The organism is Microvirga pudoricolor, from assembly GCF_016892705.1.
GTDB classification, from domain to species: domain Bacteria; phylum Pseudomonadota; class Alphaproteobacteria; order Rhizobiales; family Beijerinckiaceae; genus Microvirga; species Microvirga pudoricolor.
Genome location: NZ_JAFEMB010000001.1, coordinates 33,795 through 56,622, shown reverse-complemented (window position 1 = coordinate 56,622; position 22,828 = coordinate 33,795). Strand labels below are relative to the sequence as shown.

General features: G+C 66.4%; 22 protein-coding genes and 2 pseudogenes. 13 read left to right on the top strand and 11 right to left on the bottom strand.

Annotated features, from left to right (window positions below):
* Positions 1-2: 2 nt before the first annotated feature.
* Positions 3-2,198: a transglycosylase domain-containing protein gene (locus tag ILT42_RS00265; RefSeq protein WP_204213301.1), complete on the bottom strand. Its 2,196-nt coding sequence runs from the start codon at positions 2,196-2,198 to the stop codon at positions 3-5.
* Between the two features lie 274 nt (positions 2,199-2,472).
* Between ILT42_RS00265 and ILT42_RS00260 the strand changes: the two genes are divergently transcribed.
* Positions 2,473-2,991, top strand: a complete 519-nt coding sequence (locus ILT42_RS00260; protein ID WP_204213300.1) for a YcgN family cysteine cluster protein — start codon at positions 2,473-2,475, stop codon at positions 2,989-2,991.
* A gap of 191 nt (positions 2,992-3,182) precedes the next feature.
* Here ILT42_RS00260 and ILT42_RS00255 read toward each other — a convergent pair whose 3' ends face one another.
* The 6 genes from ILT42_RS00255 to ILT42_RS00230 all read right to left on the bottom strand — a co-directional run bounded on the left by ILT42_RS00255 (position 3,183) and on the right by ILT42_RS00230 (position 8,778).
* A complete protein-coding gene (locus ILT42_RS00255) occupies positions 3,183-4,211 on the bottom strand; it encodes an AI-2E family transporter (protein ID WP_204213299.1) in 1,029 nt (342 codons plus the stop codon).
* A gap of 431 nt (positions 4,212-4,642) precedes the next feature.
* Positions 4,643-4,957 (bottom strand): YMGG-like glycine zipper-containing protein, encoded by a 315-nt coding sequence (locus ILT42_RS00250; RefSeq protein ID WP_204213298.1) that lies wholly within the window; start codon positions 4,955-4,957, stop codon positions 4,643-4,645.
* A gap of 132 nt (positions 4,958-5,089) precedes the next feature.
* Entirely contained in the window at positions 5,090-5,698 is a 609-nt protein-coding gene (locus tag ILT42_RS00245) for a DUF2939 domain-containing protein (protein ID WP_204213297.1), read from the bottom strand.
* 166 nt (positions 5,699-5,864) lie between these two features.
* A complete protein-coding gene (locus ILT42_RS00240) occupies positions 5,865-6,953 on the bottom strand; it encodes a TRAP transporter substrate-binding protein (protein WP_204213296.1) in 1,089 nt (362 codons plus the stop codon).
* A gap of 145 nt (positions 6,954-7,098) precedes the next feature.
* Complete coding sequence (locus ILT42_RS00235; RefSeq protein ID WP_204213295.1) at positions 7,099-8,553, bottom strand: sensor histidine kinase; 1,455 nt, start codon at positions 8,551-8,553, stop codon at positions 7,099-7,101.
* Positions 8,554-8,628: 75 nt separating this feature from the next.
* Positions 8,629-8,778 carry a hypothetical protein gene (locus ILT42_RS00230; protein ID WP_204213294.1) on the bottom strand — a complete coding sequence of 50 codons (150 nt, stop codon included), beginning with the start codon at positions 8,776-8,778 and terminating at the stop codon, positions 8,629-8,631.
* A 318-nt stretch (positions 8,779-9,096) separates the two neighbouring features.
* Between ILT42_RS00230 and ILT42_RS00225 the strand changes: the two genes are divergently transcribed.
* From ILT42_RS00225 to ILT42_RS00205, 6 genes and pseudogenes are all read left to right on the top strand, one after another.
* Complete coding sequence (locus ILT42_RS00225; RefSeq protein WP_204213293.1) at positions 9,097-10,854, top strand: histidine kinase famiy protein; 1,758 nt, start codon at positions 9,097-9,099, stop codon at positions 10,852-10,854.
* Positions 10,855-11,056: 202 nt separating this feature from the next.
* Positions 11,057-11,686, top strand: a complete 630-nt coding sequence (locus ILT42_RS22705) for a hypothetical protein (RefSeq protein WP_229428308.1) — start codon at positions 11,057-11,059, stop codon at positions 11,684-11,686.
* Complete coding sequence (locus ILT42_RS00220; RefSeq protein WP_407664527.1) at positions 11,613-12,929, top strand: DNA-packaging protein; 1,317 nt, start codon at positions 11,613-11,615, stop codon at positions 12,927-12,929. Before ILT42_RS22705 ends, ILT42_RS00220 begins: the two co-directional genes overlap by 74 nt.
* A 102-nt stretch (positions 12,930-13,031) precedes the next feature.
* Positions 13,032-13,814: pseudogene (locus tag ILT42_RS00215) on the top strand (phage portal protein); the annotation flags it as partial.
* 46 nt (positions 13,815-13,860) lie between these two features.
* Positions 13,861-14,574, top strand: coding sequence for a recombinase family protein (locus ILT42_RS00210; RefSeq protein ID WP_204213290.1), 714 nt, complete (start codon positions 13,861-13,863; stop codon positions 14,572-14,574).
* On the top strand, positions 14,574-15,911 hold the full coding sequence (locus ILT42_RS00205; protein ID WP_204213289.1) for a hypothetical protein: 1,338 nt from the start codon (positions 14,574-14,576) through the stop codon (positions 15,909-15,911). The genes ILT42_RS00210 and ILT42_RS00205 overlap by 1 nt, the downstream gene beginning before the upstream one ends.
* A 482-nt stretch (positions 15,912-16,393) precedes the next feature.
* Here the strand turns inward: ILT42_RS00205 and ILT42_RS00200 are convergent, their stop codons facing one another.
* Together ILT42_RS00200 and nhaA are read right to left on the bottom strand one after the other, a co-directional pair.
* Positions 16,394-16,576 (bottom strand): hypothetical protein, encoded by a 183-nt coding sequence (locus ILT42_RS00200; RefSeq protein WP_204213288.1) that lies wholly within the window; start codon positions 16,574-16,576, stop codon positions 16,394-16,396.
* Between the two features lie 38 nt (positions 16,577-16,614).
* Positions 16,615-17,802, bottom strand: coding sequence for a Na+/H+ antiporter NhaA (gene nhaA / locus ILT42_RS00195; protein ID WP_204213287.1), 1,188 nt, complete (start codon positions 17,800-17,802; stop codon positions 16,615-16,617).
* A gap of 121 nt (positions 17,803-17,923) precedes the next feature.
* On the opposite strand from nhaA, the pseudogene ILT42_RS00190 reads away from it, so the two are divergent.
* From ILT42_RS00190 to ILT42_RS00165, 6 genes and pseudogenes are all read left to right on the top strand, one after another.
* Positions 17,924-18,313 (top strand): annotated as a pseudogene (locus ILT42_RS00190) (phage portal protein); the annotation flags it as partial.
* A 145-nt stretch (positions 18,314-18,458) separates the two neighbouring features.
* Positions 18,459-18,695: a hypothetical protein gene (locus ILT42_RS00185; protein ID WP_204213285.1), complete on the top strand. Its 237-nt coding sequence runs from the start codon at positions 18,459-18,461 to the stop codon at positions 18,693-18,695.
* Positions 18,655-18,846 carry a hypothetical protein gene (locus ILT42_RS00180; RefSeq protein ID WP_204213284.1) on the top strand — a complete coding sequence of 64 codons (192 nt, stop codon included), beginning with the start codon at positions 18,655-18,657 and terminating at the stop codon, positions 18,844-18,846. Before ILT42_RS00185 ends, ILT42_RS00180 begins: the two co-directional genes overlap by 41 nt.
* Positions 18,847-18,875: 29 nt before the next feature.
* A complete protein-coding gene (locus ILT42_RS00175; protein WP_229428374.1) occupies positions 18,876-19,427 on the top strand; it encodes an HK97 family phage prohead protease in 552 nt (183 codons plus the stop codon).
* A gap of 89 nt (positions 19,428-19,516) precedes the next feature.
* Positions 19,517-19,729 carry a hypothetical protein gene (locus ILT42_RS00170; protein ID WP_204213282.1) on the top strand — a complete coding sequence of 71 codons (213 nt, stop codon included), beginning with the start codon at positions 19,517-19,519 and terminating at the stop codon, positions 19,727-19,729.
* A gap of 83 nt (positions 19,730-19,812) precedes the next feature.
* Positions 19,813-21,063, top strand: a complete 1,251-nt coding sequence (locus ILT42_RS00165) for a phage major capsid protein (RefSeq protein WP_204213281.1) — start codon at positions 19,813-19,815, stop codon at positions 21,061-21,063.
* A gap of 31 nt (positions 21,064-21,094) precedes the next feature.
* On the opposite strand, the gene ILT42_RS00160 is transcribed toward ILT42_RS00165, so the two are convergent.
* Positions 21,095-21,892, bottom strand: a complete 798-nt coding sequence (locus tag ILT42_RS00160; RefSeq protein WP_204213280.1) for a S1 family peptidase — start codon at positions 21,890-21,892, stop codon at positions 21,095-21,097.
* Positions 21,893-22,087: 195 nt separating this feature from the next.
* Complete coding sequence (locus tag ILT42_RS00155; protein ID WP_204213279.1) at positions 22,088-22,816, bottom strand: S1 family peptidase; 729 nt, start codon at positions 22,814-22,816, stop codon at positions 22,088-22,090.
* Positions 22,817-22,828: the final 12 nt, after the last annotated feature.

The window sequence follows — 22,828 nt, the reverse complement described above, 5'->3', positions numbered from 1 at the left end:
GGTCAGGGCATCGCGAGCCGGCTCTGCGCCGGGTTGGCGGAGGTTCGCACCGAGGCCGTGCTGCCCACGCCTCGGAACAGGTCGCCCAGATCCTCGAGCATGTCGTAGGAGCGCCGGGACAGGGTGCCGGTCAGCATGGTCTGCGAGGCGGCCTGTCCTCCGTTGTTCTGCTGCGAGGCTGCAACCGCACCGCCGCGGCCCTTCTCGGGCTCCACGCCGGGAAGCGGGCGCAGCTCGAGGTTCTGGTGGGCGAAGCTCATGACCTCTTTCCACGTCATGGCCGGCAAGGTGCCGCCCGTCATGTTGTTCATGGTCGAGTGGTCGTCGTTGCCATACCACACGCTCGCCACGAGATTGCCCGTGAAGCCCACGAACCACGCATCCCGGTAGGCGTTCGTGGTGCCGGTCTTGCCGGCCGCCTTGATGCCGTCCAGGAGAGCGCGCTTGCCGGTGCCTTCCTCGACGACCTTGTTCATCATGAAGTTCATGTCCTGCACCACGCGGGGCGTCAGAACCTGCGGCTGGGGCGCGTCCCTGTCGTGCCGGTAGATCACGTCGCCCTGCGAGTTGCGAACCTCCCAGGCCGCATAGGCGGGAGCCTTCTTGCCCCCGTTGGCGAACACCGCATAGCCCGAAGCCATGTCGATGGCCGTCACCTCGGCGGCGCCGATGGGAAGCGAAGTGGAATCGGTGAGCGGATGGGTCAGACCCATCTTGCGGCCCAGGTCGATGATCTTGGCGCGGCCGGCCTTCGCGGCATTCTGGGCCTTGCCGCCCAGCTCCACCGACATGATCACCGGGATCGAGTTGATGGAGCGCGCGAGGGCCGACACCATGGGCATGGAGCCCGAGAAGGAGCGGCCATAATTCTGCGGGCACCAATTGCCGAGGCAGACCGGCCGGTCGACCACGACGGAGGTGGGCCGCTTGTCGGGCTTGTCCATCAGGTAGGCCGCGTAGACGAAAGGCTTGAACGAGGAGCCCGGCTGGCGCAGGGCGTCGGTGGCGCGGTTGAACTGGCTCTGGCCGTAGTCGCGGCCGCCCACCATGGCCCGCACGGCCCCGTCCACGTCCATGAGCACGATGGCGCCCTGGCCCGCCTTGTACTGGCGTCCATGCTGGCGCAGCATGTCTTCGAGCACCTGCTCCGCATGGCGCTGGGTGGGCGTGTCGAGGGGGGTCTTGACCGTCAGGACCCGGTCGCTGCCGAGCTTGCCCTCGGCCGCCAGGGTCTTCACCTGCTCGAACGCCCAGTCGAGGTAGAAGTCCGGGGTGGGGTCGCGGGTGCGGTTGATCGGGGTGGCCGGATTGCGCCGGGCGGTCTGGATCTGGCCCTCGGTGAGGAAGCCCGCCTCGACCATGTTGTTGAGCACGTCGTTGGCGCGGGCGCGGGCCGCCGGCAGGTTGATGTGGGGCGCGTACTTGGTCGGCGCCTTGAACAGGCCCGCCAGCATGGCCGACTCGGCCAGGGTCAAGTCCTTGGCCGACTTTCCGAAATAGTATTCTGTGGCCGCCACCACGCCGTGGGTGCCGCCGCCCATGTAGGCGCGGTCGAGATACAGCTTGAGGATCTCGTCCTTGGTCAGGTGGAATTCGAGCCACAGGGCCAGGAACGCTTCCTTGATCTTGCGCTCGATGGAGCGCTCGTTGGTGAGGAAGATGTTCTTGGCGAGCTGCTGGGTGATGGACGAGCCGCCCTGTACGACGCCGCCGCCCCTGGCGTTGACGGTGAGCGCCCGGAAGGTTCCGATGGGGTCGATGCCCCAATGCTCGTAGAAACGCCGGTCCTCGGTCGCGAGCGCGGCCTTCACCATGTAGTCCGGGAAATCCTCCAGCTTGTAGGAATCGTCGTAGCGGATACCCCGGCGCCCGACTTCCTGGCCGTAGCGGTCCACGAAGGTCACGGCCATGTCCTGGGTCTTGAGCCAGTCGTCGTTCGTCTCCCGGAAAGCCGGGATCGCAAGGCCGACCATGACGATGCCGCCGAACACGCTCAGGGTCACGGCCTCGCTGGTCAGGTCCAGCACCAGGCGCGGGAAGCCCCGGACCCGGAAGAAACGCATGCGGTTCGAATACCCTTCCCAGGCCTCCGCCAGCCCGCGCCCGCCCTGGAACAGGGACGAGTTCAGCCAGGCGTCGAAGGCCAGGGCCGCACGCTTGATCCGCGTCCAGAAGGAAATCGATGGGGAGCTGCGCACGGTGATCCCTGAGCTGCGGAATTTTTCCGTCGATTGATCTTATACTGTTCAAACCCGCACGACGAGGCGGATCCCTGAAGAATATCCGCCTCGCGTGGCCTAGCTTCAATAACTCCCTGGGGGCGTTTTGGGTTCAAGTCTTCGCGACTTGTTTCCCGCCTTGGCTCCCATTACTCAACGCCGATCCCGAAAGCGCCTCAAACCCGGACTAGACCGGGCCGGAGGGCACCTTTCGTCCACTCATCCGAGCCAAGATCATCCGAGCCGAAACCCTGTGACCGACCCGACCGAATTCTGGAAAACCAAGAGCCTCGAAGCCCTCACACCTGACGAATGGGAAAGCCTATGTGATGGATGCGGTCGCTGCTGTCTTGTCAAGCTCGAGGACGACGATACGGGCGATATCCACTACACGGATGTCGGCTGCACCCTCCTGAACGACCAGACCTGCCGCTGCCGGGATTATCCTAACCGCCAAGCCAAGGTGCCGGACTGCGTCCGGTTGACGCCGCGCAGCGTCCGTTCCCTGTCCTGGCTGCCGGTCACCTGCGGCTACCGGCTCGTGGCGGAGGGGCGTGACCTGTACTGGTGGCATCATCTCGTGTCCGGCGATCGCGAGACCGTGCACGCGGCAGGCATCTCCGTGCGGGACCGGGTGGCGGGTCCGGAGGAGGATTTCACGGTGCGGGAGCTGATCGGGCGCGTGACCGACTGGCCCAACGAGGACGTCTTCGGCCTTGACCGGCAGGCCGAACAGGCACACACTCCCTCATCCTTGAAAGATGGAGGCTAAGATAATGACTCCACCGGATAGCAAGCGAACAGTCTAGGTCCGCGGGATCAGGGCCGTTCCGCAGGGTTAGACTGCGTCTCCGACAATTGAAACCGTTTCGCCGTCTTACGACGGATCTCCGATTGCGGCTCATGCCGACGATCATCAAGGGCTTCCATCTTACATGGCGGCCCTTTTTCTTTGACCGACCCTCAGGCGGGGTCCTCGCCCGGCACGGGGGTCTGCTCGCCCAGCGTCTCGCGCACATAGAGCTTCTTGACCAGAACGAAGACCACCACGGAGAGCGGGAAGCCGAAGATCAGGCCCGGGATGCCGAAGAGGACGCCCCCCGCCAGGATCGCGAACAGCGCGAGCGCCGGCGGCACCTGGATCACCCGCTTGCCGATGAGGGGAAAGATCACGTTGCCCTCGATCTGCTGGATCAGCAGCATGGCCCCCATGGTCCACAAGGCCGTCTCCAGGCTGACGCTGAAGGCCACGAGCACCGCCGGTAGGGCACCCAGGATCGGGCCCAGGAACGGGATGAAGTCCAGAAGCCCCGCGATGAGGCCCAGCGCCAGGGGGGAGGGCAGGCCGATGATCCAGAAGGCGATCGCCGCGAGGCTCCCCACGCAGGTCATGGCGATGAGCTGGGAGGCGACCCAGAGCTTCAGGGCTTGGCCGGAGGCGGCAAGGGAATCGTCGATGCGCTCATGCTGGCTCTTCGGGAACAGCTTCACGAGGCCCACCCGGTAGAGCCTCGGCGAGGCCGCGATGTAGAGACCGGCGATGACGATGAAGAAGAAGTCCGCGACGGCGTTGGCGATAGCCCCGCCCACGCCGATCGCGCGGACGAGCAGGGTACTTCCCTGCTGCAGGTCGAAGTCCGGCATGAGCTTCGAGATGTCTTCGATGCCGAGGCGGGTTGCCAGGCTGTTGATGCCCGTCGGCAGTCGGTCGCTGATATTGACGAACTGGGCCCGTATCTGGGTCCCGAACAGGATCAGCACGGCGCAGATCAGCGCGAAGATGATGAGGCTCGCCAGGGCGAGGCTCCAGCGCTCGGGCGCGCGGGCGTAACGCTCGAGCAGCTCGGCGAAAGCCCGGAGGATCACCGCCACGAGGATCGACCCGAAGGCCAGCATGAATACGCCGCTGAGCTGCCAGAACACCAGCAGAAGCACCCCGATCCCGACCACGATGAGGACTTTGCGGACAAATTCACGGTCGGACATCATCATGGTCGCTCAAGCCTCCCCGGTCGGGATCGGTCTAAACGATGCGGCCCGGCAAAGCTGAGAAGTCATGAGGCCTCAATTCGTTCCTCCAGCCGCTCTCGTTCCTGTTGACTCTTGCAACGATATTTCTTAACGTCAATTAACCTTTCATCGCGCGCTTTTGATCGGACATCGCGATCAGCGGGGCGAACTGGTCACCGGGCCGTGGAACGCTATTGCAAAAACAAAGTTAATGATCCGTAGAGAGGTTTAGTCCCATGGCTTCGAGTTTCATCTCATTTATACTTGGCGCTGTCTTTCCGGTCGCACTCGTCGGCTGGATGATCTTCGGCCATTGAGCGGTCTTTGCTTGGGCTGATCTCGGTCGCTCAAGTCTAAATTCCGCAAAAGAAAAGCCCGGCAGATGATCTGCCGGGCTTTTGCTTGGTCTGGTCTTAGCGGATGACTTCGCGGCAGGACTGGTTGCCGACCGCATCGGTCACGCAGGTCTGCTCACGGATAGCGCCCGTAGCCGGCGGATCCACCACCACGACACCGGCGGGCGGTGCTGCGGTCTTGGCGTTCTGCTCGGCGATGCCGCCCGCGATCCCGCCGACGCCGGCGCCCACCGCCGCGCCAACCGGGCCGCCGACGATGGCGCCGGTCACGGCACCGGTGGCCACGCCGGCCGCCGTGCCTTCCTGGGCCGAAGCAACGCCGGGCAGGGACATAAGTGCAACCGCGGACGCGGCAAGAAGAATACGACGCATCTTCATCTCCTCGTTCAATCTTGACTGCCTATTCGAACGTGGAGGCCCGCAATGGGTTCCGAAAAACTTGACCGTTGCTTGCGGGAGGGTGGGGACCCGAAGGTGTGGCCACCTTTTTCAAGGTTGTCGCGCTCAGCGGTGCGGGATGCGGTCGGCGAGCTTCTCGAGGAGGGAGGCCGGCAGGTCGACCCCGCTCAGGCGCCAGCGGAACCCGCTCAGGCGCATCTGCAGCCGATAGCGGTCCTGTGGCGCCGCATCGACGGGCACCGTGAAGATCATGGTCCGGAAGCCGTGCGCTTCGGAGGAGGCGTAGAGCCGCAAGGCCTTGCCGATGGACGAGAAGGCGGGACCCAGCGCGGGGGCGGGGGCGGGCGCTGGACCGTCGGGGGCTTCCTGAAGGACCTCCTGGGGCCAGCCGTCATTGAGCAAGTCCACCAGGGTGGCGGGCGTCAGAAGCTGCGCCACGATCGGATCCGCCACCGTCGCGCCCGCTTCAGAGGCCAGCTTCTTGTCGAACGCGCTCAGGTCCCGCGTGCGGTTCGTGCGGTCGAGATATTCGCCGACGAGTTGCTTCGTCAGGGAGAGTCGAAAGGCCCGGAAGTTGATGTGCTGCGCGATCGCGTCCGCGTCCCGCCGCTCCACGGCCCGGGACAGCCCGTACAGGGCGACGTAGGGCGAGGCCGCATAGACGATCCAGGCGGCGAGCAGGAGAAGGCAGATTCGGAAGGTCCAACGCATCATGAATCAGGAGAATCGAACGGCAGGGGCGGGCGAGGCGCGGCCCGAAGCCGAGCGGCGGGCTTCCATAAGCGCTTTGCCGCCGTTCTCCAATACAAAAAGGGCGATCCTGAGACCGCCCTTTCTGCAACATCGTTCGGAATTTCCCTTTCGGGACAGTAGCTTATGATCAGCCGCGAGCGCGGGCGCGGATCATGAACGTATCGTAGGCGTACTCTGCGACTTGGAACCAGAGATATTCCTCGTTGCGGAAAGCGCGGATGCTGTCGTGGACTTTCTTGAAGTCCGCATTCTTGGCGCTGGTTTCCTCGTAGACCTCTCCGGCGGCCTTGTAGGCGGCTTCCATGATCTCCTGCGAGAACGGGCGCAGCTGAGTGCCGGCGCCCAGGAGGCGGCGGATGGCGGCCGGGTTGCGGGCGTCGTACTTGGCCAGCATGTCTAGATTCGCGTAGCCGGCGGCGGAGGCCAGGATGGCCTGATAGTTCTTCGGAAGCTCCTTCCACTTGCCCTGGTTGATGAACAGGTGGATCGTGGGGCCGCCTTCCCAGAAGCCCGGATAGTAGTAAAACGGCGCGACCTTCGCGAAGCCGAGCTTCTCGTCGTCGTAGGGGCCGACCCACTCGGCCGCGTCGATGGTGCCGCGCTCGAGGGACGGGTAGATGTCGCCGCCGGGAATCTGCTGGGGAACGACGCCGAGCTTGGCCATCACGAGGCCGGCGATGCCGGCGATGCGCATCTTCAGGCCCTGCAGGTCCTGAACGGTCTTGATCTCCTTGCGGAACCAGCCACCCATTTGCGTGCCGGTGTTGCCGGCCGGCATGCCGTAGATGTTGAATTTGGCAAAGAACTCGTTGAGCATGTCGTTGCCGCCGCCGTGGTACAGCCACGCGTTCTGCTGGCGGGCGTTGAAGCCGAACGGCATGGCGGTGCCGAGGGCGAAGGTCGGGTCCTTGCCAAAGTAATAATACGAGCAGGTATGACCCATCTCGACCGTGCCGTTGCCCACCGCGTCCGCCACCTGCGGCGTGCCGACGATTTCACCGGCCGCGAAGGGCTGGATCTGGAACTTGCCGTCCGTGGCCTCGGACACCTGCTTGGCGATGACTTCCGCCGCGCCGTAGATCGTGTCGAGCGACTTCGGGAAGCCCGATTGCAGACGCCATTTGATCTCGGGCATGGACTGGGCGATGGCCGGAGCGGCCACGGCCGTGCTGGCGGCTCCGACGGTTGCGGCCTGCAAAAACTGCCGGCGTTTCATGGTGGTTCTCCCTCTGGTTCGTGACAGAGTCACTTGGGCTTCATTGACACTAAGCGTGGGAAGCTGTGCAACAGAATTTAAGTCCCTTGCGACCAATGGATGAGGCTGATTTTCAGGTACCTCCAAGGGGCCGGAACGGTCCGGATCAGGGCCCCAGCGGGACTTCGAGCGTGCAGGCGACGCCCGCCGGCGGATAGGCGAGCCGCAGCGTTCCGTTCAGTTCGCGGGTGAGAATCCGCTCCATGAGCCGGGTCCCGAACCCCCTGCGTCCTGGCGGAGTCACGATCGGCCCGCCCCGCTCCTCCCAGGTGAGCACGAGAGCCGCGCCGCCGTCCCGGTCGTGCCGGGCCCAGGCCAGGCGCACCTGGCCGCCCGGTCGGCTCAGGGCGCCGTATTTGACCGTGTTGGTGCACAATTCGTGCAGGGCCATGGAGAAACCCAGCGTCATGGCGGGCGAGACGCGCAGGCTCTCGCCCTCGACCCGGAAGGCGCTGCCGCCGCCGAGATCCCTGTAGGGCGCGATGGCCTGGGCCACGATGTCGTCCAGGCTCGCGCTGTCCCAGCTCTCCTGGGTCAGCACGTCGTGGCCGCGGGCCAGGGCGAGGATCCGGTTCTCGAAGGCGATCTTCGCATCCCGCGCGAGGGGCGCGTCGCCGAGGTCGCGGAAGCTCTGCTGGGCAAGGGACTGGACGATGGACAGGGTGTTCTTCACCCGATGGTTCAACTCGTTGGCAAGGAGGCGCTGGTGCTCCTCGGCCCGCTTCTGCTGGGTGATGTCGACCTGAAGGCCGTCCCAGATCCACCGTCCGTCGGCGCCCTGGCGCGGCGTGACCACGAGGCGATGCCAGCGGATCTCGCGCGTGATCGCGTGGCGGATGGCGATTTCCATGTCGAAGGGCTTGCGCGCTTCGAACGCCTCGCGCTCCCGGATGGGCATGAGGGCGCGGTACTCCGGCAGCACCAGCTCGTAGATCCGCCTCGGGTCGCGGCGCGCCTCCTCGGCCGGGATGCCGATGAGCTGCTCGCAGCTCCCCGACAGGTAGAGCATCTCCCGCCCGTCCCGCCCGGGCGAGTCCGAGATTTGGTACACCATTCCCAGGGTGAGGTTGTCGGCCAAGGCCGCCAAGCGGGCCTGGCTTTCGCGCAGCTCCGCCTCGGCCTCCCGGCCCGGCGCCCGGTCCGGGAAGCGCGCGCCCACGCCGTCCCCGAACACGAAGAGGTGGACCATGATGCCGTCCGGCGCCACCTCGCAGGCAGCGGCCCGGCCGGTGGCCAGGACCGTCTCGCAGCAGGCTCTCAGCTCCGCCTCGGCGCCCCCCGGAAGGATCTCCCAGATCGGCCGACCGAGCATGGTGTCCCGTGGGCGGCGCAGGACGTCCTCAGCGCGCGCGTTCACGGCGGCGACGCGCCAATCCGTGTCGAGGGCGAAGAAGGCTTCGCCCATCCCGTCGAGCAATTGTCCCAGGCGCGGATCCGCACCAAGCCGAGGCCCGGCGTCGCTCGAAGACCCCGGAGGCACGGCGGCTTTTCCGGCCGCGCGCAGCGCCTCAGCCAGGCCGAGCGGATCGAAGGCGGCGGGAAGGGTCTGCGACGCTGTCATGGCGCAACATAGTCACACGAGGCGACGGCGCGCAATAAGCTCAAGGTCTCGGGAGGCTTTGGCGTAGGGGAGGGGTCAGTTGAAGGCTTCGGCCGCGCAGACGAGGGCGAAGAGGCACAGGACGCCGACAAGCTCCGCAAGATTGAGCAGCAGCATCGACGGCTCGCTCAAGAAGTAGGTCAATCCGCCCAGTACGAGCGCAACCACCGCAGCCCAAACGATCATGGGCCTTCTCCCCGGAAGAATGTGTGCAGTTCGCAAATCAACTCAGTCCTACGGTCCAGGTTCCTCGGGAGTACGAAATATTTCGCCGAGGAGGATCCGGCCGCGCGGGTGTCGATCCGGGCGTCACCATAAGCACAAGAAAATAGTCCCGCAACGCGAACGATGTTTCTAAATCGGTGGGATTATTGTTGTTCTTAACGGATCATCGGGCGGTGACGACAGGGGCCGGCCACCCTATAACCCACCGGTTGCCGGCCGGCGTCGCCCGGACCGGACCGACGGAATGGCGCCCGAGGATGGGCCGCAGCGGAATGGACGATGGTACCAGACAAGGACGACAGCCACCCCGAGACCGAAGACGCGGCCGGCGAGACGCAGGAACGCGCCGGGGACGGGCAGAGCTTCGGTGTCGTCGCCAGGGGCATGCCGGATCATCACAGCTTCAGCCCGACGGGCGAGAAAGCCGAACTGCACTGGCAGAAAAGCTATATCAGCCGGCCGGGCCTCGAGGATCGGGGCGACGTGTTCTTCGCGGCGGTCGAGATGACCCGCATGCCGATGATCGTCACGGACCCGAAACAGGACGACAACCCCATCGTGTTCGCCAACGGGGCGTTCCTCGACCTGACGGGCTATGACGAGCAGGAGATCCTCGGCCGCAACTGCCGCTTCCTGCAGGGCGCCAAGACGGACCGACAGGTGGTGGCGGATATCCGCGAGGCGATCCGGGACCGCCGCGCCATCGCGGTGGAGATCCTGAACTACAAGCGCGACGGCTCGCCCTTCTGGAACGCCCTGTTCATGGGCCCCGTCTTCGACACGGACGGTGAGCTCATCTACTTCTTCGCGTCCCAGCTCGACGTGACCCGGCGGCGGACCTCCGAGCAGGCCTTCCGCCAGGCCCAGAAGATGGAGGCCATCGGCCAGCTCACGGCGGGCCTCGCGCATGATTTCAACAACCTGCTCCAGGTGATGGCCGGCAACGTCGATATGGCGCGCCAGCACATCGACGGCGACCGCGCCCGCCTCGCGAAGGCGCTCGAAGGCGCCGACCGGGCCGCCGAGCAGGCCAGCAAGCTGACCCAGCAGCTCCTGTCCTTCGCCCGCAAGACCCGGCTGGAGCCCCGGCCCACCAACCTCAACACCCTGGTGGTCGCCTTCAGCGACATGCTGTCCCGCACGCTCGGCGGCTCGGTCGACCTGCGCCTCGACCTCAAGCCGCGCACCCCCGCCTGCACCGTCGATCCGACCCATATGGAGATGGCGCTGCTCAATGTGCTCATCAACGCCAGGGACGCGATGCCGGAGGGCGGCGTCGTCACGGTGTCGACGGAGCCGCTGCACCTGAACGGCAACGCGCCGGCCCACCATCTCCAGCCCGGCGACTATGCGGTCATGTCCGTGTCGGACCAGGGCTCCGGCATGACGCCGGACGTGCTGGAGCGGGCCACGGAGCCGTTCTTCTCCACGAAGGGCCCCGGCAAGGGCACGGGTCTCGGCCTCGCCATGGTGCACGGCTTCGTGCAGCAGTCCGGCGGGCGGCTCGAGATCGTCAGCGAGCCCGGCAAGGGCACGACGGTGCGGATGATCTTCCCGGTCGCATCCGACAAGGTCGAGGACCTTCCGGAGCCCGCGCCCGAGCCCGAGACGAGCGGACGCCGCGGGGTCGAGACGGTCCTCGTGGTGGACGACAGCGACGACGTGCGCGATCTCGCGGAGGCCATCCTGGCCGATAGCGGCTACGCCGTGGTTGCGGCCCGCAGCGGAGAGGACGCGCTCGCCGTCCTGAACAGCGGCACGCACGTGGACCTGCTCTTCACCGATCTCGTCATGCCGGGCGGGATGAACGGCCTCGTCCTGGCGGAACAGGTGCACGAGATGATGCCCGAGCTGCCGATCCTGGTCACCACCGGGTACACCGAGGAGCTTGTCGCCCAAGGGCCCGGCACCCCGACCATGGATGTTCTCGGAAAGCCGTACCGCCGCGCCGATCTCCTCGATCGCGTTCGCGCGGCGCTCAATCGCGGCGGGCGCGTGTTCGAGGCGCGCTCGAGCTCTCCCCGGCACGAGGGCTGAGCGCGGGGGCCATCCAGCCGCCCGTTGGCAAAGTATTTTCGTCGGCTTGCATGAACGAGCTTGACAGCGGCCCGCTGATAGAGTACAAAACAAGAACACTGGCGAAGTGTGGATGGGGGGTGCCGCCGCGCCGTTTCTCCATCGCCGGTCGCTTCAGCCGCCTCGGATCCGTTCCGGGCGGCTTTTTCATTGGTTCCTTTTCATGACGTTCAAAATTAGCGTGCCGGCCGCCGTCAAGGCGCGCATCCACGATTGCTACCACCATCAGCCGAGGGTCACGCTCGTCGAGATGGCCCGCGAGGTGGGCGTGACGGTCAAGACCTTCACGGCCTACCGCCGGGCCTGGGGCTGGAAGGATCGCCGGCAGGCGCTCTTCGATGCGTTGCAGGCGCAGGTTGGCGCCGGCTCGCCTCGCCGCAGGCCTCGCGCCGTCGCGAAGGATGCACGCCCGGCGGCCGATCCCCTGCAAAACGATCCGCATCCGGACGATGCGAATGGCGGCCCGGACCCTTCCGCCCGCGCCGCCATCCGCGACGCTGCCACGGCCCTGGCGCGCGTCGCCCAGGCGCGGCTCCGGTCGCTCGCGGCGGACCAGAGGGCGGGGCGCATCGCCGATCCCGACAAGGCCGCCCGCCTGCTGGCGGATTACGCCAAGACCCTGACCACCGCCCAAGCCCTGCTGCGCCGGGACGACGAGGTGCGCGATGACGAAGCCCGCGACGACGAGCCCCGCAGCCTGCGCGATCTCCACGCCGAGCTTGCTCGACACCTTGAGCGCCTTGTGGCGCCGGGGCCGTCTGGCCGAGGCGACGGCGGGTTGGTCGAAGGCTGATGTCGCCGAGGCCTTGCGCTACTGGCCTCTGCGGGCCCGGCCCGAGCAGCGGCCGCCCGACATGGCGATCCCGTGGACCATCTGGCTCATGCTGGGCGGGCGCGGGGCGGGCAAGACCCGCACGGGCGCCGAATGGGTGCGGGGCCTCGCGCTCGGGCTTCCGGGTTTTGCAACGTCCGCACTCGGCCGCATCGCGCTCGTGGGCGAGACCTTCGCCGATGCCCGCAACGTGATGGTCGAAGGCCCGGCCGGCATCCTGTCGGTGCATGCGCGCCGCGAGCGTCCCGTCTGGTCGCCGACCCTGCGCAAGCTCGAATGGCCGAACGGCGCGGTGGCGCAGGTCTTCTCGGCCGAGGATCCGGATTCCCTGCGCGGCCCGCAATTCGAGGCCGCCTGGTCCGACGAGCTCGCGAAGTGGCGGCACCCGGACGAGACCTGGGACATGCTGCAATTCGGCCTGCGCCTCGGCGCGCATCCGCGCCAGCTCGTGACCACGACGCCGCGTCCCATCGCGCTCATCCGCCGCTTCCTGGTCGATCCGCACGTGGCGGTGTCGCGCCTGCGCACCGCCGACAACGCCGACAACCTCGCGCCCGCCTTCCTGGAGACGGTGGTGGGCCGCTATGCGGGCACGCGGCTCGGACGCCAGGAGCTCGACGGCGAGATCATCGAGGACCGGCCCGACGCCCTGTGGCGGCGCGACCTCATCGAGGCGGCGCGCGTCGCGGCGGCGCCGGATCTCGCCCGCATCGTGGTGGCGGTGGACCCGCCCGCCACCTCCTCCAAGCGGGCCGATGCCTGCGGAATCGTGGCCGCCGGCCTCGACGAGACGGGCATGGCCTATGTGCTGGAGGATTCCAGCGCGTCCGGGCTCAAGCCGCCCGAATGGGCCGCGAGGGCCGTGGCGCTCTACCGCCGCCTCCAGGCCGACGCGCTGCTGGTGGAAACCAACCAGGGCGGCGAGATGGCGACGGCGGTTCTCCGCGAGGTCGATCCCACCGTGCCCGTCACGGGCGTGCGCGCCACGCGGGGCAAGTATCTCAGGGCGGAGCCGGTCTCGGTCCTCTACGCCCAGGGCAGGGTGCGCCACGTGGGCGCCCTGCCGGAACTGGAGGACGAGCTCTGCGATTTCGGCCCGTCCGGGCTGGCCTCCGGCCGCTCCCCCGACCGCCTCGACGCCCTCGTCTGGGCGCTCACGGAGCTGATGCTCCGGCGGGACGAGCCCCGGATCCGGGTTTTGTGAGGCACCGGCCTACCACCTTCCCCTAGAGGGAAGGATGAATACACACGACGATTTTCCTTTGAACACTTCAACATCCGCCCGTAGGGCCGGAGTTCTTCCACCATGCTCAATCCCATTACCCGTTGGTTTCGGGCGCCGCCCGAGGCCAAGGCTTCCCGCGCGGCTGCATCTGTCGCGCTGTATTTCGGCGGACAGGCCGTCTGGACGCCTCGCGACTACGGCGCCCTGGCGCGGGAGGGTTTCCAGAAGAACGCCGTCGTGCACCGGGCCGTGCGCCTGGTGGCGGAAGCGGCGGCGTCGCTGCCGCTCACGCTCCTCCACGATGGCGCGGCGCTCTCGGACCATGCGCTGCTGGCGCTCCTCGCGCGGCCCAACGTGCGGGAGGGCGGGCAGCGCTTTCTGGAGAGCGTGTACGGGCACCTCCTCGTGTCCGGCAACGCCTACGTGGAGGCGGTCGGCCTCGACGGCACGCCCCGCGAGCTGCACGCGCTGCGGCCCGACCGGATGCGCGTGGTGCCGGGGGCGGACGGGTGGCCCGCCGCCTATGAATACGCCGTCGGCGGCCGCACGATCCGCTTCGCGCAAGGGGACGCCTGTCCGCCGATCCTGCACCTGACGCTGTTTCATCCGGCGGACGATCATTACGGCCTCTCGCCCATGGAGGCGGCCGCCACGGCGCTCGACATCCACAACGCGGCGGGCGCGTGGAACAAGGCGCTGCTCGACAACGCCGCGCGGCCGTCCGGCGCGCTGGTGATGGGCGGGGGCACGCTCACGGACATGCAGTTCAACCGCCTCAAGGCCGAACTGGACGGCAATTACCAGGGCGCCGCCAATGCGGGGCGTCCGATGCTGCTCGAGGGCGGGCTCGACTGGAAGCACTTGTGAACAAAAGACGTCGTTGGTAAGCAGCCAGCGAGGAGAAATGGGTATGGAAGTCGGCGACAAGAAACCAAAGGCCTACAGCTACTTGCGGTTCTCGACCGCCGATCAGGCCAAGGGCGACAGCTATCGCCGCCAACTCGCTCTCGCAGAGGACTATGCGCGGACGCGGGGTTTGGACCTCGACCGCAGCTTGAGCTTCGAGGACCTCGGCGTCTCCGCCTTCTCTGGCAGGAACAAGAAGCGGGGGGCCCTCAAGCTGTTCCTCGATGCCGTTGAGGAGGACATCATTCCAGCGGGAAGCTTCCTACTCGTCGAGAGCCTTGACCGCATCTCTCGCGAGGCGATCCTCGACGCCCAAGGGACGTTCCTCATGATCGTGAACGCCGGGATCACTCTTGTAACCCTCAAGGGCGACACCGTGGAGCCTCATGAGGTCATCGTCACGGCCCTCGCGATGTTCCTCATGCACTACCAAGAACCGAGGCGCTTCAAGTCGGATGACGCCTTCACCACCCAACTGGTGCGGCGCGTTCGTGGGCTGTCGGACGTGAATGTCGGCGAGTGGTACGACGACAAGAGCGGGCGCACCCGTAGGGTCTACCGAGAACTCCCTCCTCGGGTCGTTCAGGTGATCGCGGGTTGGCTCATCCCGATGCTGGGTGGCATCGGCCTCAAGCTGGTCGAGCTGGAGCAGGCCGAGTGGGACGCTCGGCAGCAGGAGATTAGATCATTCTACAAAGCAGTATCGGACCTCACCTGATGACATCAGCAAGCCAGACCAAGGCCCCGTGGGACGACATCAACGCGGGGGACGCTGCCCCAATCAAACTCGAAGATGATCGGTTCTTCGAGCCGTGGCGAGCCCCACGAACCCCCAAGGCGAAAGCACTGGTGGCTGATGTCACCCGGCAAGTGGAGAGCTACGAGCGTCACCGAAAGCCCCGCGATCGGCAGCGGAAGCAGAGGGATCAACTAGTCTTCGAGGCCACAATCGCGGCCATCGTCTGCGATCTGGCCCATGCCTTCCTGACCAAACACGAGGGAGGATTGGCGGTGAGCCGCTCGAACCGAGAGCTTGGGGTGCGGTCTCGATACCGGTCGCCCATCCTCGGTAAGAAGTTCCCTGAGGTTCTCGACCTGTTGCGGGCCCCAGAGATGGCCTTCATCAAACAGTCTCTCGGCCACCGCAACCCGATAGCGAACCGAAACCAGAAGACGCTTATCACCCCTGGTCCACGCCTCAGGTCCCGCATCATCGAGAGCGGCCTCGAACTCGCCGACATTGGGTGGTCGATGGATGAGGAGACCATCGTCCTTAAGGCCGCCAAGGAAGACCACTGGGACCCGGGGGAGTGGATTGAATATGAAGACACCCCTACCACGAACTTGTTGCGCTCTCGCCTTCGCCAGATCAACGAGTGGATCGACCAAGCGGACATCCTCGTCACGGATGAGCGGAGCCTAACGATCAGCGACCTCGGAGAGCAGGAGCGCCGCCTCCGCAGGGTCTTCACCCAGGGTTCCTTTGAAAAGGGTGGACGCCTCTTTGGAGGTCGATGGCAGGCTATTCGCAAGCAGGACCGCCTGGGGAAGCTGGAGATTGACGGGCAGAACGTCGTCGAGTTGGACTACGGCCAGATGACCCCGCGCATCCTGTACGGCATGGCTGGTGCAGAAGCTCCTGGCACGGATGCCTACCTTGTTCCAGGTACGACAGACCCTGCTCGATACCGGGATGGCTTCAAGAAGCTCCTCAACTCCCTGCTCTTCACCGAGAAGCCTCTGGAGCGGAAGCCCAAGGACACCGAGAGCTTGCTTCCCAAGGAGAACATCAAGACCCTTGTCGAGCGCCTCCGTGAGTTTCACCAGCCGATTGCTAATTACTTCGAGACAGGGATCGGTCATCACCTCCAATACCGAGAGAGTGAAATTATGGTGGAGGTTCTTCTGCGCCTCCAGGCCAAGGAGGTCGTGGGGCTTCCCATACATGATGCGGTGATCGTTCCTGCCTCTGCGGAAAAGATCACGAGAGAGGTCATGGAGGAGGTGTTCCTCGCGAGGACTGGGCTAAGGGGGATCGTAACCACGACCTCTTAACTTCGCCTCTATCAGTAATTCCTATACCCTCTCCTTGATAGGGACTCATAAGCCCGTAGCACGAGCCAAACGGCTTTCGGGATTGGCCTTATCATTCAGTGATCCAGTGGACAGACAGCATTAGCGACGGGCCTCAAGTTCCCTTCTGAGATTGTCCTGCTCTCGCCTAACACCGCTGATGTCTCGGCGTAGCCCTTCAACGGCGCGGACGATGTCTCTGATGTCGTCCCGCGTCACCTCAGCCTGCCGGGTCATTTGTGGGACGCTAGCGCAATCGGGGGAGCCATCCCGGCGATAGCGCAAGCTCAACGTCTCGCCGACCTTCAAGTAGGTGCAGCGGGTCTCTGGGTCCTGCCAAGTGGAGGGACGATCCTGAGCCCCGGCAGGGGCACCCATAGAAAGTATGAGCAACAGAGTTACGGAACCCGCAACCGGGGCAGCAAGGATTAGAGAGCGTGAAAAGTTTCGCATCTCCGGACGCCCTACAGGTTCGATAGGGTTAGCGCAGCACCGGCTGCGAAGAAGGTCAGAAGTAGTGCCGGGTAAAGCTGACGCATCAACGTGCCGCCCATGAACGGCCTGTAGTCCTCACCGTTCTTCGGCAAGGCGATGATCAGCAAGCCCAGGCCAACCACGAGCAGGCCGATCCCAATCCCCATTTGCATAATGTTTCTCCGCGTTGTCGTTCGTTAGTGCTGGCGGCTTAGGCCGTTTCGTAACACGGCTCAGGTTTTGTCATCCGCAGAAGTAAAGCTCCGAGGATCGCTGAGCAGCCTGAACCTGCCAAAACACCCAACTTCACCGCGTCTTGGAGCCCTTCGGAGGTCGGGAAGGCCAGAAGGCCGATGAACAAGCTCATGGTGAAGCCAATCCCGCACAAGAGCGCCACGCCGTAGACCTGCGCCCACGTCGCATGGGCCGGGAGGTCAGCCCAGCCTGCCCGCACCGCTGCCCAGGCGAAGCCGAAGACGCCCACCTGCTTGCCGACGAAGAGGCCAAGCGCCACCCCGAGCGGTACCGGCTCCAGGAGGGTCGAAAACGACATCGTCACGAACGAGACCCCAGCATTGGCGAAGCCGAAGATTGGGACGATCAGGAAGGCGACCCAAGGCTGGAGAGCATGTTCCAGGCGGTGGAGGGGGGAGGTCACGTCCTCCGGCCTGCCGGGCGAGACCCGCAGCGGGATCGTCAAGGCCAGGGCCACACCGGCCAGCGTGGCATGGACGCCCGACAAGAAGACCAGAACCCACAGGACGACCCCTAGGGCCATATAGGGCTTGAGGTCGGTGTAGCCGAAGGCGTTGAGGCCCCTCAACATGCTCAAGACGAAGATGGCTCCGCCCAAGGCGTAGATGTTGAGGTCGCTGGTGTAGAACAAGGCGATGATGACCACCGCGCCCAGGTCGTCGATGATGGCCAGAGCCGTCAAAAAAACTTTGAGCGAGACCGGGACCCGTGGCCCGAGCAGGGACAGAACGCCCAAGGCGAAGGCGATGTCGGTGGCCGACGGAATGGCCCAGCCGTTCGGGTGCCCGCCATAGCCCAGATTGAACACGAGATAGATGGCTGCTGGCACCACCATGCCACCCAGCGCCGCAACCCCCGGCAGGGTGCGCCTGGACCATGTGGAGAGCTGGCCGTCCAGCATCTCGCGCTTGATCTCCAAGCCGACGAGCAGAAAAAACACCGCCATGAGAGCGTCGTTGATCCAGTGCAGGACAGACAGGCCCAAGACGTAGACGTGGAGGGCCCCGAAATAGGCGCTGCTCAGGGGCGAGTTGGCCACCACGAGAGCGAGCGCCGCAACCCCCATGAGGACAAGACCGCCAGAAGCTTCATTGTCGAGAAAGGACCTAAGTGCAGAACGGGGACGGTTACCGGTTGAAATCATGCAGCCTCCAAACTCAAGAGTTGGGTCACACGGCAAGATTTCCGGGGCAAGCAGAACCGGTTGTCCTCACGCCGATGTGACGGAGTCCTCAAAAAAATGAGCGTCTAAAGTTGACAATAGGAAGCCGCTCTCGCTTTCGCCCAAGGACATGGATTTCGTGGAGGCCAAGGCCATCGCGGCCCGCGAGATCGCGCTGGCCTTCGGGGTGCCGCCGCTGCTGCTGGGACTCTCCGGCGACAACACCCATGCCAACTACGCCGAGGCCAACCGCGCCTTCTACCGCCAGACCGTGATCCCGCTGGTGCGACGCACCGCGGAGGCCCTGGCGCATTGGCTCTCGCCCGCCTTCGGCGAGACGCTCCGCCTCGACCCGGACCTCGATGCCATCGAGGCCCTGGCCGACGAGCGCGAGAGCCTGTGGCGCCGGGTGTCCGGCGCGGCGTTCCTCAGCGACGACGAAAAGCGCGAGGCGGTGGGCTACGGGCGCGGCCCGTCCTCCCCACGGACATAGGTCTTGCCCTATGTCCGATTCCCAAGGCGCAAGTCGGAAACATCCGACTTGCGATGGGGACGATGAGACGGGCCTCACACCACACTCAACCCTCAACGGAGACGCCGATCCTCCTTTGCGCCCCAAACCGCGACTGGAACCCACAATGACCATGCTCGATCAGATCGCCGAGGCCGTCATCCGGCGTGGGGATCTGGCCCATCTCGCCCTGTTCGCATGGGCGAGCGGAGCCTCCGCCATGCTTGCCATGACGCTGCGCGACCTGTTCGCCGCGAACCGGCGCTTCGACGCCTTCGTGCGCGAACTCTCCCTCTTCAACCGTCGTCAGACCGGAAGCCACCATGAAAACATCATCACGCCGCACCAAGACCCCGTCCGGTGAGGCGAAGGCCCGCCGCGCCGGATCCGTCGCCCCGAAGGCGACGCCCCGCGCCGCGCGGAACCGCGCCACGCTGATCTTTCGCGATTTCGTCCGCCAGCTCGAAAAGCTGTCCGTCGCGGAGCCCAAGCCGGGACCCGGAGCCCACCGATGAGCGGCCTTCATCCGGGTCTGACCCGCGAGATGAAGCTCCTGCCCGAGGCCCTGACCCACGTGGACGAGGCCGGGATCTTCGAGGGCTATGCCAGCCTGTTCGGCGTGCCGGACCTCGGCAAGGACGTGGTGGTGCCGGGCGCCTTCGCGGACTCGCTCTCGCGGCGCGGCGCCTCGGGCGTGCGGCTCCTGTGGCAGCACGACCCGTCCGAGCCCATCGGGCGATGGCTCGCCATCGAGGAGGACCGGCGCGGCCTGCGGGTGCGCGGTCGGCTCAACCTCGCGGTGTCGCGGGCGCGGGACGTGCACGCCCTCATGCGGGAAGGTGGGGTGGACGGGCTGTCCATCGGCTTTCGCGTCGAGCGGGCGCGGGCGGAGCGTCCCACGGGATTGCGGCGGCTTGAAAGGCTCGACCTGTGGGAGATCTCCATCGTGACCTTCCCGATGCTGCCCGGGGCGCGCATCGACGGCGTGAAGCGCGCCGCGGCGGGCCTCGCGGCGCGCATCAAGGCGGCGGCCGGCCGCCTGTTCCCGGCGGATGCCGGTCCGGCCCGGAAACCTTGGCTCCAGCCGGCGCGTTAGGAATCGAACCCGCAATCGGAACGGTGCGGGCGACGCGTGGGACGATGCCGTCCCGGGCCATCCTTACCCGTCCGCAGGGAGTTTTCCACATGCATAAACTTGCTCTCGTCGCGCTCCTGGCCCTCGGAACCGCGGCCTGCACCACCACGGAGGAGCGCGTGAGCGGTGCGGCCGTGGGCGCGGGCGTCGGCGCCATCGCGGGTCCCGTCGGCGCGATCGCCGGCGGCGCCGTCGGCGCGGCCACCGGCCCGGCCGTGTCCAGCACCGTCCAGAACAACACCCAGCGCGCCCGCAGGCGCTGAGAGCCGCTCCACTCCCCCTTCAGGGATACCACCAGGGCCCGCCGCATGGCGGGCTTTTTTATTGCACCAACCATCGAGTTGCCATGATCCCCGTTGTCGAAACCAAATCATCCCACGCCCAACCCTCTCAAGAGGACGTCGCCTCGGCGTTCGAGGAGTTCGCCCGCGCGTTCGAGGCGTTCAAGGACACCAACGACACGCGCCTCGGCGAGATCGAGACGCGCCTGACGAGCGACGTGGTGACGGGCGAGAAGCTCGCCCGCATCGACGCCGCCCTCGACGCCGCCAAGGGCCGCCTCGACCGGCTCACCCTCGACCGGTCCCGTCCGCCCCTGGGCGGCGGCGATGCCCCGCGGGATCCGGCCCAGGCTGAACACAAGGCAGCCTTCCGGGCCTATATGCGCAGTGGCGAGGCCCCGGGCCTCAAGCGGCTGGAGGAGAAGGCCCTGTCGGCGGGCTCCGGTCCCGACGGCGGGTATCTCGTACCGGACAACGTGGAGCGCGAGGTGCTGCGGCGGCTGTCCGGCGTGTCGCCGATCCGCGCCATCTCGTCGGTGCGGATCATCTCGGGCGGCCAATACAAGCGCGCCTTCTCCACGAAGGGCCCGGCCGCCGGCTGGGTGAGCGAGACCGGGGCCCGCGAGGAGAGCGCCTCGCCGACGCTCACCGAGATGAGCTTCCCGGCCATGGAGCTCTACGCCATGCCGGCCGCCACGCAGACCCTCCTGGACGACGCGGTGGTCGATATCGACGCCTGGATCGCCGAGGAGGTCGAGACCGCCTTCGCCGAGCAGGAGAGCGCGGCCTTCGTCAGCGGCAACGGCATCGACAAGCCGAAGGGCTTCCTGGCCGAGAAGACCGTCGAGGACGAGATCTGGGAGTGGGGCTCGCTCGGCGCCGTGCATACGGGCGGCACGGGCTTCCCGGCGGACGACCCGTCCGATACGCTCATCGAACTGGTCTATGCCCTGAAGGCGGGATATCGCCAGAACGCCGCCTTCGTGATGAACCGCAGGACGCAGAGCGCGATCCGCCGCTTCAAGGACGACAGCGGGCAGTATCTCTGGGCGCCTCCCACGGGCGCCGGCCAGGCCGCCACCCTGATGGGCTTCCCCGTCGTCGAGGCCGAGGATATGCCCGACATCGGCGCGGATACCTGCCCGCTGGCCTTCGGCGACTTCAAACGCGGGTATCTCGTGGTGGATCGGGCGGGCGTGCGCATCCTGCGCGATCCGTATTCCGCCAAGCCCTACGTGCTGTTCTACACCACCAAGCGCGTGGGCGGCGGCGTCCAGGATTATGCGGCGATCAAGCTGCTGAAGTTCTCGGCCTGAGCGAGCCCTCGGGTCTCATGGGCGAGGCGGCCTACTGCCTCGCCCAATGGCCCTGGAGGCCGTCCAGCGACGCGACGCCCTGGTTGATCCAGGCGAGGTGATCGGACACCGGCGTGACGGCGGTCAACCCGCCGCAGGCGGAGTTGCGCGCGCTGCGCAGCGCACCGCTCGACCAACTCACGATGCCCAGGAGCTGATAGCCCGCCTGCGTGGGCACCAGGATGGGCCCGCCGGAATCGCCCCGGCACGCACCCGCGCCCGTCGTCTGCGCCAGACGGTTCTCGTCGGCCACGATGTGTACGCGGTTGGAGATCTTCACGGGTCCGAGAGAGACAAGATCGGTCTGGCGCAACGTTCGCGCCGACCCGCGCTGTCCTTCGCCGACGATGCCATAACCCGCGATCGTCACGCGCTCTCCCGGTTGAAGCTGACCGATCGCACTGAGGTTGAAGGGCACGAAGCCGTCCGTGAGAGGGCGCTCGAGCTTCAGGATCGCCAGATCCACGCCCGGCTGCGTGCGCGGCGTCGTGCCGGGCATGAACTGCGGATGCACCGCCGCCGCGACCACGCGCAGACGTTGCGGCTTGAACGCGCGGTTGAGCGCGACCACGCGGTACGATGCCTGATCCATCATGCAATGCGCCGCCGTGAGCACGAGATCGGGGCGGATGAGCGCGCCGGAGCAGAGTTCGCCCTCGGAGTTCTCGATCCACACGACGGATTGGCGAAGCCCGTCGGGATGACGGGATGGTTGTCCCCGCATCACGGCTTGGGCCGGAACGATGAGCGACGCGAGGGCGAGGAACGACAGGAGGGAGAGAACGCGCATGGGGGGAGTGTGCTGCCTGGCAGGGGTTTTCGCAAGGCAAGCGTTGGCGAACGCCGATGGTTCCCGCGGAATGGTGAAGGAGGGATGACGAGTGCGTTATGGGAGCATGTCGGCACGATAAGGCGCGTTCATCCTCTCCATGGATCTCGTGGCTTGCCGATCACGTTCGTTCCGTCACGGGATAGGGCGGACGTGTCAGCGCCACTGCGCGGCGCGGCCCCAACCGGCCAGCGTCCTGTCGATCCAGTCCCGTTGCGGGCCCACGAGGATCCCCTGCGTGAGGCCGCCGCAGCCGCGCCCGTTGGCGGCCGAGGACCAGATCGTCACGGCCGCCACCTCGTGGCCCACCGCCATGGGCCCGCCGGAATCGCCCTGGCAGGCGCCGGCCCGACGGCCTTCGCCCCACAGGAGAATGCGGCTCGGGCCGTAGGGCTCGATGGCGGTGGCGGCCGCGATCCGGAAGGTTCCCGTTGAGCGCGGATCGTCGCTTTCCGCGACGCCGTAACCGCCCACCGTGAGAGCCGCGCCCTTGGGCGGCGGCGCCGATGCCAGGGTGGCGGTCTCGAAGGAGGCCGGCAGCGGGTCGGCGAGGCGCACCAGGGCAAGGTCCACGGAGGGCCGACGGTTCTCCACCGCCTTGGCGTTGTAGCCCGGGTGCACCGTTCGCGCGGCCGGAACCAGCAGAACGGGTTCGCGACCGTTGCGGTAATGCACCCGATAGTCCCGGTCTCCCGCCACGCAATGGCCGGCCGTGAGCACCACGTCCGGCGCCAGCACGATGCCGCTGCACATCCCCGTGCGCGTCACCAGCATGATGCCCGACCGGCTGAGCGGTCCGCTATCGGCCGCTCCGCCCACGATGGCGCCCGCGCCGCCGGGCGCCAGAAGCCCCAGAAGCGTGAGGCTGACGATGAACTTGTTCATGAGAGGAATCCT